Below are 18,264 nucleotides of genomic sequence, written 5' to 3' on the forward strand. Positions count from 1 at the left end.
CCATCGTCGATGTCCCGAGTCTGCAGTGGGTGCCGGCCATGTCCTGTAAAGGTGTCCAGCGCACGGTCAGCTATTAAGATCGAGGCAATGCCCGCGTCCTGCGGATGGATGCCCCGGACGTCTCGGCTCCGCACAGGTCACCGTCCTTGCACACGCCCGGTCCATCTGGACTTCACGTACAGCGTGTCGAAGCTGGGCCTGCCCGGCAGCACTATGCTGCGATCAGGTGCGTGGACGGGCCGAGCAGCAAACTAACGTTTTCGCTGGCAGGATGGGCAGAAGTAGCTCGAGCGATTCATGAAACGCTCCCGCGCAATCAGGGTGCCGCAACGGTGGCACGGCTGCCCTTCGCGGCCATAGCTTGCCAAAGCGCGTTCGAAGTAGCCGGATTCGCCGTTGACATTCACATACAACGCGTCGAACGAGGTGCCGCCCGCGGCCAGCGCATCGTTCATCACCGCCGCGGCCTCGGTCAGTAGCCGCCGTAACACCGGCCTGGTGAGTCCGGCTGCTGTCCGGCCACCGTGGACCTGCGCCCGCCACAGGGCCTCGTCGGCGTAGATATTGCCGATACCGGAAACAACGGTCTGGTCCAGGAGTACCCGTTTGATCTCGGTCTGCTTGGTCCGCAACACCGCGACCACCCGCTCGGCATCGAAACGCGGATCGAGCGGATCGCGGGCGATATGGGCCAGCAGATCGGGCAGCAGATCACCGTCCACGTCCACCAGCGGTGCCAGCACCCAGCCGCCGAACGTGCGCTGATCGACGAACCGCAACTCCCGGCCGTCGTCGAGGGTCGCCCGGATATGCGCGTGCTTCTCGACCGGCGTGCCGGTCGGCTGCACCAGCATCTGCCCGCTCATCCCCAGGTGGACGACGAGCGCGGTATCGGCGGGATCGCCCGCGGGTTCGTCGAAGGTCAGCCACAGGTATTTACCGCGGCGCCGGGCCGCGGCTACCGTCAGGCCGGTCAGCTGAGCCGCCATATCGGCGGCACCTGCCGCATGCCGCCGCACCGAACGCGGATGCGTGACGGTGACCGATTCCACGGTCCGGCCGCACAGATGTTCGGCCAGACCGCGGCGAACGACCTCGACCTCGGGAAGCTCGGGCACCTCAGGATTCGCCGGTCAATGCGCGGTAGGCGGCGCCCGCCGCCTTCTGCTCCGCTTCCTTCTTCGACCGTCCGATTCCCTGCCCGTAGGCATCGCCGGCGATCACGGTGGTCGCGGTGAACTCTTTGTCGTGGTCGGGCCCGGTGGAGGTGATCTCGTAGCTGGGCACGCCCAGACCGCGTTCGGCGGTCAGTTCCTGCAGGCTGGTCTTGAAGTCCAGTCCGGCACCCATCCGTGGACCGCGTTCGAGCAGTTCGGCGAACAGCCGCAACACGACCTCACGTGCCACATCGATACCGTGCTCGAGGTGCACGGCACCGAGCAGCGACTCCATCCCGTCGGCCAGGATGCTGGGTTTGTCCCGGCCGCCGGTGAGTTCCTCACCTTTGCCGAGCAGCAGATGCGCGCCCAGACCGCCTTCGCCCAGCTTTCGCGCCACTTCGGCGAGTGCGTGCATATTCACTACACTCGCGCGCAGCTTTGCCAGTTCGCCCTCGGATTTCTCCGGGTGCTCGTGATAGAGCCGTTCGGTGATACTCAGTCCGAGGACCGAGTCACCGAGGAATTCGAGCCGCTCATTGGTCGGCAGCCCACCGTTTTCGTACGCGTACGAGCGATGGGTCAAGGCGAGACGGAGCAGCTCGGGCTGTATCTCGACACCCAGGGCGGCGAGCAAACTCGCTTGATCCGGCCGCTCGCCGGGTTCGTCCTTGCCCGCGGTCAATGGTCGACCGCGGATCAGACGGCCGGGGCGACCTGGCGGCCCTTGTAGGTACCGCAGGAGGGGCACGCGATATGCGGCGGGGTCTTCTGACCGCAGGCCCGGTTCGGGCAGGTGATCAGCGTAGGCGCAACGGCCTTCCACTGGCTGCGCCGAGACCGGGTATTGGAACGGGACATCCGGCGCTTGGGAACGGCCACGACTACTTCTCCTCTGTGCTGTTACGTGCAATGTCTGCGGAATGGTCTCCGGTGGCCGCACCCTTGTCGGGGCTGCCGCTGCCGGGCGATCCGGAGGCGAATTTCGCCAGCCCGGCCCAGCGGGGATCCAGTATCTCATGCCCGTGATCGGATCCTGCAATCGCCATCCGAACCCCGCATTCCGGGCACAGTCCCGCGCAGTCGGGAGTGCACAGCGGCTGCAGCGGCAATTCGAGGCCGAGTTGGTCGACGATCAGGGGTTCGAGGTCGATGAGGTCGTCGACCATCCGGTAGACCTCGTCGTCGGACGCGGTCTGATCCGTGGTGCTGTCCGGGTAGGCGAACAGTTCGGTCAGCGCGACCTCGACCGAATCGGTGAACTGTTCCAGGCAGCGCGAGCATTCACCGGTCACCGGCGCGGTGACGGTTCCGGTGACGAGCACTCCCTCCGAGACCGACTGCAAACGCAGATCCAGCTCGACCTCGGAACCGGCCGGTACGGCGATCAGGTCCAGGCCGAGCCGTTCGGGGGTGGTGACGGTTCGCCGCAGTTCGCGCAGGGAACCCGGGGCGCGACCGAGGCTGCGGACATCCAGCACGAAACCCGCGTCGTGTGCACGGTGTGCACCGGAACGCGAGCGCGCGGTTGTATCGGCAGGCATCGAAGAACACTCCACTGGGTCGTTCGGGGTATCGGGTACAGGCCGGATTCGGCGGGCAACCACACCACAGTACGCGAAACGGGTGGTTACCTGCAAAATCGTCCGGTGGCTAGCGGCGGAATTCCGCCGCGTAGTCCGGTACCCCCGAACCGTTGCGCAACTGCTGGCGGCCGCGGCCCACAGTACGCAGGGCACCGCCGAGAGTTTCTTCGAATTCGGCGAGTTTGCTGTCGACGTAATGGTCGCAATCAGCCCGCATACGGTCGGAGTCGGCCTGCGCGGTATCGATCAGCCGGGCCGATTCCGCGTGCGCAGCCCGCACGACCTCGGTCTCCTCCACCAGGCGCCGCTGTTCGGCCTGGCCATCGGCCACCGCCCGGTCGTAGGAGGCCCGGCCGGCCTCGGTCATCCTGTCGGCTTCGGCACGAGCCCGGCCGGTGACCGATTCGTATTCGGCCTTCGCATCGGCAACCAGGCGCTGAGCTTCGTTCGTAGCGGTATCCACCATCCGGTCGGCATGCGCGGTGGCCTCGGCGACCATGCGGTCGGCATGCGCCTTCGCCTCGGCGAGGATCCGGTCGGCTTCGGCGCGGGCGTCGGCCACGGTGGTGGTGGCCTGTTCGTCGGCGCTACGGACGGTTTCCTCGGCCAGACCGCGGGCGTCGTCGACGATCTTGTCGCGGTGGTCGAGTACATCCTGGGCATCGTCGATCTCGGCCGGCAGCGCATCACGTACATCGTCGAGCAGATCGAGCGTTTCCGGACGCGGGACGATGCAGTTGCGCGTCGCGGGTATCCCGCGTGCCTCCTCGACTATGGCGACCAGTTCGTCGAGCGCCTCGAATACCCGGTACATGCTCAGTGCCCTCCTGCTGACGATCGGCGAAATATCACGCCGTTCCCAGTGTGCCCCGGCCCGTCGGCTGAGCCGAGCCAACTTTCGGTGTGTCGCTACTTCCGGGGCATATCCACACACTTCCGAGCCTCAACTGGAGACGGGTTCTCCGCTTGATGTTAGATTCGTAGGAGTCGAATCGCGCCGCGATGGACCGCCAGACCCTTGCCCGATCGGAACCGCCCATGACCATCCTGCAGCTGCCCTCGCCCGGGGCACTGTCCGCCGGGGACCTGGATATCGAGTGGCCGGAGCAGATCGACCCGGTGGCCTGGCAGCGGCGTCTGCTCCGGTATCTGCGCGGCGACCGGGCATTTCCGCAGCTGATCCGGTTCGCCCTGGTCGGCGGTCTGAGCAACATCTCGTATGTACTACTCTTCCTCAGCCTGACCGGCGCCGGCCCGCTGTTGGCCAATGTCGCCGGTTCGGTGGTGAGCACGATCCTGGCCAATGAACTGCACCGCCGCTTCACCTTCCACGCGGCCGAGCGTGTCGGCTGGTTCACCGCCCAATGGGAGGGTGGCGGCCTGGCGCTGCTGGGTCTGGGAATCAGCACCGCGGCCCTCGCCGCGCTGGAATTCTCCGCTCCCACATTGCCCGAACCGGCGCAGGCCGCGGCCGTGCTGGCGATCAGCGCCGCCGTGGGCGGGCTGCGTTTCCTGGCCCTGCGCGGCCTGGTGTTCGGGCCGCTGCGGCGGGCAAGGGAAGTGAGTGCCGCCCGTGCGGGATCAGCCGGCGCGCTCGGCGAGCCGGTCCAGTAGGCGCTTGTGCACCAGCGGCGGCAGCATATCGCTGACATCGCCGCCGAAGGCCGCCACTTCCTTGACCAATGAACTGGACAGATAGCTGAACGCCGGGTTGGTCGCGATGAAGAAGGTGTCCACGCCGGCGAGCTTCTTGTTCATCTGCGCCATCTGCAGTTCGTACCCGAAATCCCCGGCATCGCGCAGACCCTTGACGATCGCGGTGATGCCCTGCTCCCGGGCGAAATCGACGGTCAGCCCGGCCCAGGACGCGACCCTGATATTCGGCAGGTCGGCGGTGGCGTCGCGCAACATTTCGATGCGCTCGGAGACACTGAACATGCCTTGCTTCTTCTTGTTCACATTGACCGTGATGACGACCTCGTCGAACTGGGCCGCCGCCCGGCGGAACACATCGAGGTGGCCGTTGGTCACCGGATCGAACGAGCCCGGGCACAATGCTCCTGCCATGGCTCAAACGCTAGCAGGTACGGCGGAATCCACCGCGCCGGTGCCGAGGTACACGGCGGACTCGATCCGGGTTTCCCCGTACCGTTTCGGCGCGCGCCCGGCGAAACCCGCGGGCCACGCGATCTCCGCGGAACGAATGGATCGTTCGACGAGCAGCAGGGCGTCCCCGGCCAGCCAGCCGTGGGCCGCCAGCGCACCGATATCCGCCTCCACGGCCGCGGTGGGCAGATCGTAGGGCGGATCGGCGAAAACCAGATCGAAAACGCCCGCGCCGGCCTGCGCCAGCACCTGCGCTACCGCACCGACCCGGACCTGAGCCGCGGCCAACCCGAGATCAGAGATATTGCCGCGCAGCACCGCCGCCGCCCGCCGGTCCGATTCGACCAGCAACGCGGCCTCCGCGCCACGGGACAACGCCTCGAGCCCCAGCGCACCCGACCCCGCGTAGAGATCGAGTACGCGGACCCCGTCCAGATCCATCCGGGCCTCGATCGAGGAGAACAGCGCCTCGCGTACCCGGTCCGAGGTGGGCCGGGTCCCGGCGGGCGGCACCCGCAGGCGCCGCCCGCCGGCCGTTCCGGCGACGATCCGGGTCATTCGGATTCGCGTCCGCCCAGTTCGATCAGCAGGTCACCGCCCTCGACCTGCTGCACCTGGGTGATGGCCACGCGGCCCACCACTCCCCCGCGCGGCGCGGTGATGGCGGCCTCCATCTTCATGGCCTCGATGGTCGCGATCGTATCGCCGGCGCCGACCCGATCGCCCTCGGCGACGGTCAGGGTGACAACACCGGCGAAGGGCGCGGCGATATGGTGCGGGTTGTTCTTATCGGCCTTCTCCGCGGCCGGAATCTCACTGGCGATGGAGCGATCCCGCACCGAAACCGGGCGCAGCTGCCCGTTGAGGATGCACATCACCGTGCGCATCCCGCGTTCGTCGGGTTCGGCGATGGCCTCCAGCCCGATGAGCAGGATGACGCCCTTCTCCAGCTGGACCCGGTGTTCCTCGCCGTGCCGCAGGCCGTAGAAGAACTGATTCGCCGACAGTCCGGTGGTATCGCCGTACTTCTCGCGGTGGGCGAGGAATTCGGCGGTGGGCCCGGGGAACAGCAGCCGGTTGAGAGTCGCGCGACGCTCCTGGGAGGTGCCCGCCAGCCCGGCCTCGTCCGCGGCCGTCAGCGGGGTCTCCGGTTTGGCGGCGCTGCGTCCCGCGAGGGCCTTCTCCCGGAACGGTTCGGGCCAGCCTCCGGCGGGCGTGCCGAGTTCGCCGCGCAGGAAACCGATCACCGAATCGGGGATGTCGTAGCGTCCCGGATCGGCCGCGAAATCGTCGACCTCGACACCGGAACCGACCAGCGACAGCGCGAGATCACCGACCACCTTCGACGACGGGGTCACCTTGATCAACCGGCCCAGCAACCGGTCGGCCGCGGCGTATTTCGCCTCCACTTCCTCGAAGCGGTCACCCAGGCCGAGTGCGATGGCCTGCTGGCGCAGATTGGACAGCTGGCCACCGGGGATCTCATGGGTGTAGACGCGTCCGGTCGGGGCGGGCAGCCCCGACTCGAACGGCGCGTACACCTTGCGCAACGCCTCCCAGTAGGGCTCCAGATCGCAGACATTGCCGAGGTTCAGGCCCGTGTCGTGCTCGCTGTGCGCGGCGGCGGCGACGATCGCGGAGAGCGCGGGCTGGCTGGTGGTACCGGCCATCGCCGCGGACGCACCGTCCACCGCGTCGGCGCCGGCCTGCCACGCCGCCAGATAGGTCGCGAGCTGACCGCCCGGGGTGTCGTGGGTGTGCACATGGACGGGCAGATCGAAGTTGCTGCGCAGCGCCGTCACCAGTTTCGCTGCCGCCGGGGCCCGCAGCAGGCCGGCCATATCCTTGATCGCGAGCACATGCGCGCCCGCGTCGACGATCTGCTCGGCCAACTTCAGGTAGTAGTCCAAGGTGTAGAGCTTCTCGTCGGGATCGCTGAGATCCCCGGTGTAGCTCAGCGCGACCTCGGCCACCGCGGTACCCGTTTCCCGGACCGCGTCGATCGCCGGACGCATCTGGTCGACATTGTTGAGCGCGTCGAAGATCCGGAAGATATCGATTCCGGTCTCGGTGGCCTCGGCGACGAACGCCCGGGTCACGCGCTCCGGATACGGCGTGTAGCCGACGGTGTTGCGGCCGCGCAGCAACATCTGCAGGCAGATATTCGGCATCGCTTCTCGCAGGGCGGCCAGCCGCTCCCACGGGTCCTCGTACAGGAATCGCAGCGCCACATCGTAGGTCGCGCCACCCCAGCATTCGACCGAGAGCAGTTCGGGAGTGAGCCGGGCAACGTGCCCCGCCACATCGAGCAGGCCGTTGGTCCGCACCCGGGTCGCCAGCAGCGACTGATGGGCGTCCCGGAACGTGGTGTCGGTGACGCCCACGGCCTTCTGCTCGCGCAGCGCCCGCGCGAACCCTTCCGGGCCCAGGGTCAGCAGCTTCTGCCGGGAACCGTCCGGCGGTGGTACCGACAGATCGATCGCCGGCAGCTTGTCGTGCGGATACACCGCTGTCGGCCGCGCCCCGTGCGGTTTGTTCACGGTCACATCGGCCAGATAGTTCAAGATCTTGGTGCCGCGGTCGGCGGGTTCGCGCAAGGACAGCAACTGGGGACGTTCGTCGATGAACGACGTGGTGACCCGCCCGGCCTTGAAATCGGGGTCGTCGAGCACGGCCAGCAGGAACTGGATATTGGTGGTGACACCGCGGATCCGGAACTCCATCAGCGCGCGGCGCGCCCGGGCCACGGCCGCCGGGAAATCCCGGCCCCGGCAGCTCAGCTTCACCAGCATCGAATCGAAATAGGCGCCGATCTCGGCGCCGAGATTCGCGCCGCCGTCGAGCCGGATACCGGCGCCGCCGGGCGTACGGTAGGCGGTGATCCGGCCGGTATCCGGGCGGAAACCGTTCGCCGGGTCCTCGGTGGTGATCCGGCACTGCAGCGCCGCGCCGCGAATGGTCACCCTGTCCTGGCTCAGGCCCAGATCGTCCAGGCTCTCCCCCGCCGCGATCCGCAGCTGCGACTGCACCAGATCGACATCGGTGATCTCCTCGGTCACGGTATGTTCGACCTGGATACGGGGGTTCATCTCGATGAAGACATGGTTCCCGCGCTCGTCGAGCAGGAATTCGACGGTTCCCGCGCAGCTGTAACCGATCTGCCGCGCGAACGCCACCGCGTCGGCGCAGATCCGCATCCGCAGTTCGGGATCCAGATTCGGGGCGGGCGCCAGCTCGATCACCTTCTGGTGCCGCCGCTGCAGCGAACAGTCCCGCTCGAACAGGTGCATCACATTGCCGTGGGTATCGGCCAGGATCTGCACCTCGATATGGCGGGGATTGACCACCGCCTGTTCCAGGAACACCGTGGGATCGCCGAACGCGGATTCGGCCTCCCGCGAGGCCGCCTCGATCGCCTCCCGCAACTGCTCACGCGCTTGCACCCGCCGCATACCGCGGCCACCGCCACCGGCGACCGCCTTCACGAACACCGGGAACTCCATGGACTCGGCCGCCGCGAGCAGTTCGCCGACATCGGCGGAAGGCGCACTGGAATTCAGTACCGGCAACCCGGCCGCCTTCGCCGCCGCAATCGCACGCGCCTTGTTACCCGCGAGTTCCAAGACCTCGGACGACGGACCGATGAAGGTGATTCCCTCACGTGCACAGGCGGCGGCCAGATCCGGATTCTCGGAGAGGAACCCGTATCCGGGATAGATCGCATCGGCACCGGCGGTCTTGGCCGCCTCGATGATCGCCTCGACCGAGAGATACGCCCGGACGGGATGGCCTTCTTCGCCGATCTCGTATGCCTCGTCCGCCTTCAGGCGGTGGACCGAATTGCGGTCCTCGTGCGGGAAGACGGCAACCGTTCCGATACCGAGCTCGTACGCCGCGCGGAAGGCTCGGATGGCGATCTCGCCGCGGTTGGCAACCAAGACTTTCGAGAACATTGACCCAACGTACCCGGCGCCACATCCAGGATCGACACCGAAGTCCACTTCGCAGAATCTTCACAACGGGGCATTGCACGGTTGCGAAACCTCGGTCACCCTGCCGTCACATCTCACCGGCGACCACGGGTGATTGTGCGGTCACCCGCAGTGGGCCAACTCCGGGCAATCTTCGCAGCGAGGCCACTCCCCGCCCGGCCGCGCGGTCGGGGCCCGGGCTCGGCCGCATGCCGCACCCGGCCACACGCTCGGCTCCTTCAACCAGCTCACCGACGCCTCCGCTATCGCCGATACCGCCAGGACGTCCAGTAGCGGAAAGTGCCACCGCGGAAAGAATCGTCCCCGCGTGCTGACGATCGCGCTCGACGAGGTACTGCCACCGGCGCACTGGTCGACGACGTGATCGGCGGGTCGTCAGCCGAGCCGGCGAACAGGGGGGAACATGACCCGCCCGCCCTCACAGCCGGATTCCCGGAATCGGCATCCACGACCACGGCCGACCGGCAGCGTGACAGCAGTCTCGGATCGTCTCGATCGATTCGGGGAGCCCGACGAGTCGCCCTTGTTCACCGACGCCGGTGTTCGTCCAGCGCGAGGCGATAGTTCTCGAACGGCCACGCGGTGGCACTGCGCTCGATCACGCGGTGGCACTGCGCTCGGCGGCGCGTTCACGACGCGTTGGCCGGCCGGTAGCCGCGCGCCGTATCGGCGGGCGCCGGCCCGGCACGGTGGGCGGGCTATGGTGGAGGGCGCAGCTGGTTCGCCGGCCGGTCGACCCGGGGCCCCGGGCGATCGTCCCGGCGTCGAAACCCGCAACGGGCGGGTGAGAGGGAATCCGGTGGAAATCCGGAACTGTCCCGCAGCGGTGAGCGAGAACGAACGCCGTCATCAGCACTGGGCGCACACAGCCTGGGAAGCGACGGTCAGTAGGTCGGCCGATGGGCCGGAGCCCGCGAGTCCGAAGACCTGCCGGTTGTACCGGGTACGCCGTATCCGGTGGCCACCGCCTCGAGGATTGGGCGCCGCGGTCCACCAGTGCTGAAAACGCTCCCGTCACGCGAGACGGTCCGGGTTTTCGGTGGTGTCCGTGCACCCGCGTAAGGCGATGGCCGGTCGAACGTCAGCACTGGAGAACACCGTGACTGCTATTTCGCACAATCCGTTCACCGCAACGGTTCTCGGCCTGCCCCGGGTAGGGCCCCGCCGGGAGCTCAAACGCGCGACCGAATCCTATTGGGCCGGCCGAATCGACGCCGGCCGTCTCCACGAGACCGGACGGACCCTGCGCCGCGATCAGTACGCCGAACTCCAGGCCGCGGGCCTGGATTCGATCCCCGTCGGCACCTTCTCCTACTACGATCAGATGCTCGATACGGCCGTACTGCTGGGCGCCCTGCCGCCGCGGGTCGCCGATATCGCCGACCCGCTGGACCGCTATTTCGCGGCGGCCCGCGGTACGGATTCGGTGGAGCCGCTCGAGATGACCAAATGGTTCGATACCAACTATCACTACCTGGTCCCCGAGATCGGTCCGCATACCTCCTTCACGCTGCATCCCGGCGAATTGCTGGCGCAACTGCGCGAGGCGCTCGAACTCGGTGTTCCGGCACGTCCGGTCGTCATCGGCCCGATCACCTTCCTGAAACTCGCGAAATCGGCAGGCACCGCCGCGCTGGAACGCGTAGGCGAGCTGGTCCCGCTCTACCGGGAGCTGCTCGGACTGCTCGCCACGGCGGGCGCCACCTGGGTACAGCTCGACGAACCCGCCCTGGTCACCGACCTCACCGCGGAGGAACTCGCGATGGTCCGGCAGGTCTACACGGAGCTGACGGAGCCGGCCGACCGCCCGGCCGTCCTCGTCGCCACGTACTTCGGCAGCCCGGGCCCTGCGCTGGGAGCCCTCGCCGGAACCGATGTGGAAGGACTCGCGATCGACCTCGTCGCCGGCGGTACGGTCGGCGATGTGGCCGCGGTTCCTGCCTTGGCGGGTAAAACGCTGGTCGCCGGTGTCGTCGACGGCCGTAACGTCTGGCGCACCGATCTGGACCGCGCCCTGTCCACCCTCGCCACGCTGCTCGGCAGCGGGAAAACGGTGGCGGTCTCGACCTCGTGCTCCCTGCTGCATGTGCCCTACACCCTCGCCGCGGAAACCCACCTCGAGGAAAAGCTGTCCTCCTGGCTTGCCTTCGGCGCCGAAAAAGTCGCCGAGGTCCGGGTGCTGGCCGCCTGCCTGAATACCGGAACCGAGGCCGTGGCGGCCGAACTCGCGCAGGCCCGCGCCGCGATCGCGAGCCGGCGGTCCGATCCGCGGATCGCCGACTCCCGGGTTCGGGCCCGCCTGGCCACGCTGGGTCCGGATGCCACCGAACGTGGCCCTGCCGCACAGCGCCGGCAAATGCAGCAGGACCGGCTGCGGTTACCGTCCTTGCCCACCACCACGATCGGCTCCTACCCACAGACCACCACGATCCGGTTGACCCGGGCCGAGTTCCGCAAGGGCGAGATCGACCGGCCCGAATACGAGCGCCGGATGCGGGCGGAGATCGCCGAGGTCATCGCCCTGCAGGAGCGGCTCGGCCTCGACGTGCTGGTACACGGCGAACCCGAACGCAACGATATGGTGCAGTACTTCGCGGAACAGCTCGACGGTTTCGCGGCCACCGAACTGGGCTGGGTACAGTCCTACGGCACCCGCTGTGTACGCCCGCCGATCTTGTTCGGCGACGTCTCCCGGCCCGCACCGATGACCGTCGACTGGATCGGCTATGCCCAATCACTCACCGGCAAACCGGTGAAGGGCATGCTCACCGGACCGGTCACCATCCTGGCCTGGTCGTTCGTCCGCGACGACCAGCCGCTCGCGGAATCGGCGCGCCAAGTCGCGCTGGCCATCCGGGACGAAACCATCGACCTGCAGAACGCGGGCATCCGGATCATCCAGGTGGACGAACCGGCACTGCGCGAACTGCTGCCCTTGCGCACAGCCGACCAACCGGACTACCTCGAATGGTCGGTCGGCGCGTTCCGGCTCGCGACCTCCGGGGTCGCCGATTCCCTGCAGATCCATACCCATCTGTGCTATTCGGAATTCGGTGAGGTGATCGACGCGATCGCCGGCCTGAATGCGGATGTGACCTCGATCGAGGCAGCACGGTCGCATATGGAAGTTCTCGACGATCTGAACGCAGCCGGCTTCGCTGCGGGCGTCGGCCCCGGTGTCTACGATATCCATTCGCCCCGCGTGCCGAGCACCGAGGAGATCACCACCGCCCTCCGAGCGGCTCTGAAATCCGTTCCTGCCGAACGCCTCTGGGTGAATCCGGATTGCGGGCTCAAGACCCGCGGTACCGCCGAGGTCGAAGCATCACTGCGCAATATGGTCGCCGCCGCACAGCGCGTGCGCTGACGGATACCGCCCGGCCGGGTCGCTCTCCATGGTGCCGACCCGGCTGAGGCGGAGGCGTAACGCCGCAGTACGGTCGCCGGCCCCATCGTGCGCTGATTACAACCGAACCTCCTCCAGCATGAACCGCCGCCCACAAGAATGCCGCCGTCCAGGTGCGGGCGGCACCGCACAGTACGGTCGCCGAGCCGGCCGCACTGCGCAAGGCCCCGCCGGGTCAGCCCTCCAGCTCTCCTGCCCCGGACTCGCGACGCTTCATCCGTTCGGTCGCAGCACATTCCGGGCAGTGCCGCGTAATCCGCAACACCGGACGAACCCCGCGCTGCGGAACCGGCGATCGCCGCCGGACCGCACGGCACCCTTGCTCTGGTCTCATACCGCCCAACCCTTTCCCTCGCCGTTGCTCTGTGCCAGATTTGACGCGACCGGGTGTGTACCGGTTCCCTCTTGCCGCAACAAATTTCAGCAACGCCTCAGCACTCGCACGTCCGTGATCGGGAGCAACGGGCTTCGGAACACCACATAAGTCGATGCATTCGGCGAAATGAGGCTGCACCGCATACGCTCGGCCCCGCCCTCGGCGGGACACCATCCGGAACATCCCGATCGCGCCCGCTTCGCCCTGCACCCGGTGCAAATCAAGGCTTTCGGTCCCGATCGGCACCGCAGGGGCTTCAGGCAACTGCGGTCCGGACTCGCCGAGCTCCGGGTGGTCGTCGACCGGGCTCGTGCGGAGCTGATGTGTCGGGAGCGGCACGGGCGGGAACCATTCGACCTGCCCGTCACGTGGTGGCCTACGAGCGCAGCCGCGCGGCTCAGGATTTCGCCAGATATTCCAGCCGTTCGGAATCGACGGCGGCATGCATCATCGCCGCCAGACCCGGGTGCCCGGTCAGACCCGGATCGTCGGCGACCAGGGTGCGCGCGAGTTCCTGAGCGGTGGTGATGACCTCCAGATCGTCGAGCAGCGACAGCAGCCGCAGCGAGCGTGCCGTTCCGGACTGCGCGGAACCCAGCACATCGCCCTCGCGCCGCTGCCGCAGATCGAGCACGGACAACTCGAAACCATCGGTGGTCGCGGCCACCGCTTCCAGCCGGGTCATCGCGGGCCCACCGGGCGCCGCATCGGTGATCAACAGGCACAGGCCGGGGTGTTTGCCGCGGCCGATCCGGCCGCGCAACTGGTGCAGCTGGCTCACCCCGAACCGGTCGGCGTCCACGATCACCATCACCGTCGCGTTCGGCACGTCCACCCCGACCTCGACGACGGTCGTACAGACCAGCACATCGATATCGCCGGCATTGAAATCGCGCATCACCTGATCTTTTTCATCGGCCGGCAACCGCCCGTGCAGCAATCCGATCCGCAGATGCGCCAGCGGCCCGGTGCGCAGCCGATCGAAGACGTCCAGCACGGACTGGGTGGTGGGCGGTTCCTGGCCGGAGTCCGCACCGCGCTTTTTCCCGCCCTTCCCGCGGGTACCGCCGCCGTCTTCGTCGTCGCCGATGCGTGAGCACACGACATACGCCTGCCGGCCGGCCGCCACCTCCTCGGTGATCCGCTCCCATGCCCGATCCACCCAGTTGGGGTGGACCCGGCGAGGCACCACTTTCGAAGCGATCGGGGAGCGGCCGCGCGGCAACTGGGTGAGGGTGGAGGTTTCCAGATCCCCGAGCGTGGTCATGGCGATGGTGCGCGGAATCGGGGTCGCGGTCATCACCAGCAGGTGCGGGGATATCCCGTCTTTCGCCTTGGCGCGCAAAGCGTCCCGTTGTTCCACTCCGAAACGATGCTGCTCGTCGACCACTACCATGCCCAGGTCGAAGAACTCCACCGAATCCTGGATCAGCGCATGGGTACCGATCACGATCCCGGCCTCTCCGGTCACCGCTTCCAGCAACGCCGCCCGCTTGGTGGCGGTCGACATCGATCCGGTGACGAGTGCGACCCGGGTCGCCGTCTCGGCCGCACCGAGTTCACCGGCCTGGCCGAGATCGCCCAGCATCGCGCACAGCGACCGATAGTGCTGGGCGGCGAGAACCTCGGTGGGGGCGAGCAGGGCGCATTGCTGACCTGCGTCGACGACCTGCAGCATCGCGTGCAGGGCGACAATGGTCTTACCCGACCCCACCTCGCCCTGCAGCAGCCGGTGCATCGGCTGCTCGCGGGAAAGGTCGGCGGAGATTTCCGTGATCACCTGACGCTGTCCCTCGGTCAGTTCGAACGGCAACCGCTCGTCGAAGGCGGCGGCGATACCGTCCGGCCGCGGTGGACAGGCGCGAGCCGTCCGGCCGGACACCTCGTGCCGGCGTTCGGCGAGTACCAGTTGCAATGCCAGCGCCTCGTCGAATCGCAGTCGTTCCCGGGCCCGCTCGATATCGGCCTGATGTTCCGGCAGATGGATCAGCCGCAACGCATCGCTCACCGGCATCAGCGCCCGCTCGTCGCGCACATCGGCCGGTAGCGGATCCTCGACCGGGTCGAGCTGGTCCAGCACCTGCCGGACACAGGCCAGGATCTCCCAGCTCTGCACCTTCGCGGTGGCCGGGTACACCGGGATGAACTCGCGCTCGAAGAACGACATATCCACCCCGCCCGCGCCTTTCGCGCTCTGCGCGATCCCGCGCAGATCCCCGCCGCCGCGCACGGTGGTCAGCGTCGGCTCGTCACCGTCGGCTTCCGGCAGGATCAGATACCCGGGGTGGCTGAGATTCCATTGGCCGGGCCGCCAGTAATTCACGGTCCCCGACATCATCGCCCGGGCGCCCTCGCGCACCGCGTATTTCACCTTGTCACCGTTGAAGAAGGTGACGTCCACGCCGCGACCGGAACCGGTATCGAGGACCACCTTGAGCAGCGAACCGCGCCGCTGCCGCATCGGCCGCAGTTCGGCCTTGGTGATCCGCCCGATCACCGTGATGTGCGCACCGTCCTCGGGTGCTTCCTCGGTGAGCGGCTGGCCCTGAGTGGCATACCGCAGCGGGTAGTGGCGAAGCAGATCCTCCACGGTGCGCATATCGAACGCATCCGACAGCGACCCGGCGGCCTTCGCCCCCAGCACGTGATCGAGCCGATCGCTCAAGGTAGCCATATCACTCCGCTCACTGCCGCCTTCTCCCTCCGCCCGAGTTCGTTCGCACGCTCGGCTCGCAGCCCACAGTCGGGCTCCGGCACGGATCCGGCCACATCACTCTGCACGGCGCGGTGGTGGTCGGCCGGTTGCCACCGGCCCGTGGTGGGACGCCTACTCATTCCACACCGATCTGTATCAGATCCCCGCGCTGCCCCCCGGAATACACCGAGACCTCCACACCGGGGAATTCGGTGCCGATATGCCGCGCGAGATCCGCGGCCAGCCCCTCCGGTGCCCCCGCGCCGACCAGCAGGGTCACCAATTCGCCACCCAGTCCCAGCATCCGGTCCAGCAGAGTCTGCCCCGCGGCGTGGGTATCCCGGTCGATCACCACCACATCGTGGCCGACCAGACCGAGCCCGTCGCCGGGCGCGCAGGTTCCGACCATGGTCAGCGCGCGTTCCCCGGCCCGGCGCAGCGCACCCCATCGGGTACCCGCGGCGGCTTCGGACATGGCGAAGGCATCGTCGACCGCTATCCGGGCCCGATCGTGCACCGCCATCGCCGCCAGCCCCTGCACCATGCTGGCGCTGGGCAGCAGCAGGACATCGCGGTGCGCGTCGCGGGCCGCGACGCCGACTGCCACCAGTTCGTGGGCCGGTAGCGCACCGTTCGGCAACACCAGTACCTCCCTGTGCGGCATATCCCGGATCGCCGCGAGCAGCGCCGCGGACTCCAGCGCCGGCTCCGCATCGAGCACCACCGCACCGGCCGCCTCGAACAGGCAGGTCGCTCCCGCCCCGGCCGCGACCGCCAGGACACCGCGATCGACCGCGCCCGATGTGGCCGTATTCGTCGGCACATCGCGATCGTCCGGGACCGTTGCGGGATCGGACGTACGGCAGCCTGCCGAGTCGGCGAGGTATTCGATCCGGATGTTCCGGACCGCCCCCGCAGCCATTCCGGCTTCGACCGCGCCCCCGGCCTCCGCGCAGTGGACATGAATCGCCGAGCCCCCGGCACCGTCGGCCGCAACGACCACGGAATCACCCAGTTGCGCCAGCCGCGAACGCAACTCGGCGATACGGTGTGCGCCGGCACCGGTGACCCGGTACATCACCTCGTAGCGCACCGGCTCCGTAGGGACCTGCGCGTGGTCCACGCGGGGCGTACGGGTCGCCGGTGGATATTCGCGCCGAGCAGGAACGTCCCCGGTCACCACGGCGACCATCGTGTCCAGCAACACCAGCAGGCCGCGTGCACCCGCGTCCACCACCCCGGCCGCACGCAAGACCGCAAGCTGGTCGCGGGTCTGGTCCAGTGCCTGCGCCGCGCCCTCCGCGGCGGCGCGGGCCACCGCGGCCAGCCCGCGCTCGGGGCATTCGCGCGCCGCCACGCTCGCCCGGTCGAGCACGGTGAGGATGGTTCCTTCCACCGGCTCGCTCAAACTGTCCCGGACCAGCGCGGCCGCCCGCGCGAGTCCCTCCCAGTAGGTCTCGCCGGTCAGCCCGCTGTCCACCGTGGACTCCGCGATCCCGCGCAATACCTGCGACAGGATGATTCCCGAATTCCCCCGTGCGCCGGAGGTCGCCCCCCGTGCCATCGCCGCGGCGTACGGGTGGACCCGGTTTATCGGCCGACCACCGCCGCTCGCCGTTTCCCCGGCGATTCCGCTCGCGCCATCGGCCGGCGGTCGACCTGTAGTTACGCCGTAAAACCCGGCAGCGGCATCCACCATCTCCGCGGCGGCGTCCGCCTCCACTACGGCGGCGCGCATGGTCGCCAGCAGATTCCGCCCGGTATCGGAGTCCGGGACCGGGAACACATTGAGCCCGTCGATCTCCGCACGCGCCCGCTCCAAGGCCGCGACACAAGCGCGACCCCACCGCAAGAATTCCGCTCCGCCCGAACCGGCATCGATACCCCCGGAATCCGCCGGCCGCGTAACCCGTGCACCCGCAACCGGTGCGCCGTCGAGCTCCGGGCACTGACTCTCCGGAACGCCGCCCACCTGCCGAGTTTCGGGCACCGCCACCTCGTTCCTGGTCATCGGATTCTTCGCCCGCCAGGTTAGCGGGAGTGCCCGACAACGCGGACCCGGTGCGCAACAACCGGACGTCGCGGCGGCGGCTCGGCCGGAGGCGTTCGAGCCCGCCCGGCGACACCACACGCACCGAGACCGGTACCCGAACACGCCGAATGCGGCCCATCCCGTGGGCGACCGGACGGCGGCAGCCCTGGAGAAACCGCGGCCTCCGGTGGTCGCGCCCGACCGCGGATACGCCGGTTTTCGCCCCGCGGTGCTTCTGTGGCAATGCGCCGGGCACAGCGGTTCCGGCCGCCGATCCCCTCGGACGGGATCGGTACATCGTTCGGCATCACAGTCGATGGCGTCCTCTCGACGACCGGCCGGTCACGGGAGGCAGCGCTACCGTACGGCGCAGGATCTCACCGCACGTGACCGGTGGAGATCCCCCGCCGCCGGTACACATGAACCGGCGGGTACGCGGCGGCCGGTGCGACGGAGCCGGCTGCCGCGTAGGCGGCCGCGCGGTCACGGCGGCGTCCACCCCCGGTTTTGTGGATCAATGCGGGTCGGGCTACTCTTGCAGGGTTGCCTGGCGCGATCGGATCGGTCTGCGCTCCCCGGGGTCGCCCGGCAGGCAGGAAGACATTGATCTCGGATCGGCCATCGTACCGGTGGTAGGTCCCTCTGAAGACATGAAGGAGTTCGCGACTATGGCTGCCGTCTGCGACGTCTGCGCCAAGGGCCCCGGCTTCGGGAAGTCGGTCTCGCATTCGCACCGGCGCACCAACCGTCGCTGGAACCCGAATATCCAGACCGTGCGTGCACAGGTCGCCCCGGGGAACACCCGCCGGATGAATGTGTGCACCTCCTGCCTGAAGGCGGGCAAGGTCGTCCGCGGCTGAGCCGCGCCGATCATCTGTGGCCCGAGCCACCGCGGTTGTGTGGCGCAAGCTGCG

Annotated in this window: 13 protein-coding genes and 1 riboswitch; of the genes, 3 read left to right on the forward strand and 10 right to left on the reverse strand. The window is 68.2% G+C overall.

Features of this window, described 5'->3' with window-relative positions; translation table 11 throughout:
* Positions 1-251 precede the first annotated feature (251 nt).
* The 5 genes from mutM to NFL01S_RS12665 form a co-directional block, all read right to left on the reverse strand.
* A complete protein-coding gene (gene mutM / locus NFL01S_RS12650) occupies positions 252-1,118 on the reverse strand; it encodes a bifunctional DNA-formamidopyrimidine glycosylase/DNA-(apurinic or apyrimidinic site) lyase (protein WP_062974726.1) in 867 nt (288 codons plus the stop codon).
* A 1-nt stretch (position 1,119) separates the two neighbouring features.
* The gene (gene rnc, locus NFL01S_RS12655) at positions 1,120-1,842 is read right to left on the reverse strand and encodes a ribonuclease III (RefSeq protein ID WP_062974728.1); all 723 of its coding nucleotides are present in this window, start codon (positions 1,840-1,842) and stop codon (positions 1,120-1,122) included.
* A 14-nt stretch (positions 1,843-1,856) separates the two neighbouring features.
* Positions 1,857-2,039 carry a 50S ribosomal protein L32 gene (gene rpmF / locus NFL01S_RS34375; protein ID WP_081595648.1) on the reverse strand — a complete coding sequence of 61 codons (183 nt, stop codon included), beginning with the start codon at positions 2,037-2,039 and terminating at the stop codon, positions 1,857-1,859.
* Between the two features lie 2 nt (positions 2,040-2,041).
* Positions 2,042-2,701 carry a YceD family protein gene (locus tag NFL01S_RS12660; RefSeq protein WP_062974730.1) on the reverse strand — a complete coding sequence of 220 codons (660 nt, stop codon included), beginning with the start codon at positions 2,699-2,701 and terminating at the stop codon, positions 2,042-2,044.
* Positions 2,702-2,810: 109 nt separating this feature from the next.
* On the reverse strand, positions 2,811-3,557 hold the full coding sequence (locus NFL01S_RS12665) for a DivIVA domain-containing protein (protein WP_062974732.1): 747 nt from the start codon (positions 3,555-3,557) through the stop codon (positions 2,811-2,813).
* Between the two features lie 224 nt (positions 3,558-3,781).
* Between NFL01S_RS12665 and NFL01S_RS12670 the strand changes: the two genes are divergently transcribed.
* Positions 3,782-4,357, forward strand: a complete 576-nt coding sequence (locus tag NFL01S_RS12670; protein WP_084492632.1) for a GtrA family protein — start codon at positions 3,782-3,784, stop codon at positions 4,355-4,357.
* Here NFL01S_RS12670 and coaD read toward each other — a convergent pair.
* The 3 genes from coaD to NFL01S_RS12685 are packed head-to-tail and all read right to left on the reverse strand — an operon-like array spanning position 4,325 to position 8,802.
* Positions 4,325-4,810 carry a pantetheine-phosphate adenylyltransferase gene (gene coaD, locus NFL01S_RS12675; protein ID WP_062974734.1) on the reverse strand — a complete coding sequence of 162 codons (486 nt, stop codon included), beginning with the start codon at positions 4,808-4,810 and terminating at the stop codon, positions 4,325-4,327. The genes NFL01S_RS12670 and coaD overlap by 33 nt on opposite strands.
* A 3-nt stretch (positions 4,811-4,813) precedes the next feature.
* Positions 4,814-5,407, reverse strand: coding sequence for a 16S rRNA (guanine(966)-N(2))-methyltransferase RsmD (gene rsmD, locus NFL01S_RS12680; RefSeq protein WP_062974735.1), 594 nt, complete (start codon positions 5,405-5,407; stop codon positions 4,814-4,816).
* The gene (locus NFL01S_RS12685; RefSeq protein ID WP_062974737.1) at positions 5,404-8,802 is read right to left on the reverse strand and encodes a pyruvate carboxylase; all 3,399 of its coding nucleotides are present in this window, start codon (positions 8,800-8,802) and stop codon (positions 5,404-5,406) included. Before NFL01S_RS12685 ends, rsmD begins: the two co-directional genes overlap by 4 nt.
* 781 nt (positions 8,803-9,583) lie before the next feature.
* Positions 9,584-9,790, forward strand: a riboswitch (cobalamin riboswitch).
* 159 nt (positions 9,791-9,949) lie between these two features.
* Between NFL01S_RS12685 and metE the strand changes: the two genes are divergently transcribed.
* Complete coding sequence (gene metE / locus NFL01S_RS12690; RefSeq protein ID WP_371851821.1) at positions 9,950-12,208, forward strand: 5-methyltetrahydropteroyltriglutamate--homocysteine S-methyltransferase; 2,259 nt, start codon at positions 9,950-9,952, stop codon at positions 12,206-12,208.
* An 812-nt stretch (positions 12,209-13,020) separates the two neighbouring features.
* Here metE and recG read toward each other — a convergent pair.
* Complete coding sequence (recG, locus tag NFL01S_RS12695; protein ID WP_062974741.1) at positions 13,021-15,297, reverse strand: ATP-dependent DNA helicase RecG; 2,277 nt, start codon at positions 15,295-15,297, stop codon at positions 13,021-13,023.
* 157 nt (positions 15,298-15,454) lie between these two features.
* Entirely contained in the window at positions 15,455-17,329 is a 1,875-nt protein-coding gene (locus tag NFL01S_RS12700; protein ID WP_084492633.1) for a DAK2 domain-containing protein, read from the reverse strand.
* 689 nt (positions 17,330-18,018) lie between these two features.
* Between NFL01S_RS12700 and rpmB the strand changes: the two genes are divergently transcribed.
* Positions 18,019-18,210, forward strand: a complete 192-nt coding sequence (rpmB, locus tag NFL01S_RS12705) for a 50S ribosomal protein L28 (RefSeq protein ID WP_011210730.1) — start codon at positions 18,019-18,021, stop codon at positions 18,208-18,210.
* The last annotated feature ends 54 nt before the right edge of the window (positions 18,211-18,264 follow it).

Source organism: Nocardia flavorosea NBRC 108225, assembly GCF_001613385.1.
Lineage (GTDB): Bacteria > Actinomycetota > Actinomycetes > Mycobacteriales > Mycobacteriaceae > Nocardia > Nocardia flavorosea.

Coding starts and splice junctions, on each gene's coding strand:
- coaD (WP_062974734.1), bottom strand. CDS start 4,810: ATGGCAGGAGCATTGTGCCCGGGCTCGTTCGATCCGGTGACCAACGGC.
- rpmB (WP_011210730.1), top strand. CDS start 18,019: ATGGCTGCCGTCTGCGACGTCTGCGCCAAGGGCCCCGGCTTCGGGAAG.
- NFL01S_RS12660 (WP_062974730.1), bottom strand. CDS start 2,701: ATGCCTGCCGATACAACCGCGCGCTCGCGTTCCGGTGCACACCGTGCA.
- rsmD (WP_062974735.1), bottom strand. CDS start 5,407: ATGACCCGGATCGTCGCCGGAACGGCCGGCGGGCGGCGCCTGCGGGTG.
- NFL01S_RS12670 (WP_084492632.1), top strand. CDS start 3,782: ATGACCATCCTGCAGCTGCCCTCGCCCGGGGCACTGTCCGCCGGGGAC.
- NFL01S_RS12700 (WP_084492633.1), bottom strand. CDS start 17,329: ATGACCAGGAACGAGGTGGCGGTGCCCGAAACTCGGCAGGTGGGCGGC.
- recG (WP_062974741.1), bottom strand. CDS start 15,297: ATGGCTACCTTGAGCGATCGGCTCGATCACGTGCTGGGGGCGAAGGCC.
- NFL01S_RS12665 (WP_062974732.1), bottom strand. CDS start 3,557: ATGTACCGGGTATTCGAGGCGCTCGACGAACTGGTCGCCATAGTCGAG.
- NFL01S_RS12685 (WP_062974737.1), bottom strand. CDS start 8,802: ATGTTCTCGAAAGTCTTGGTTGCCAACCGCGGCGAGATCGCCATCCGA.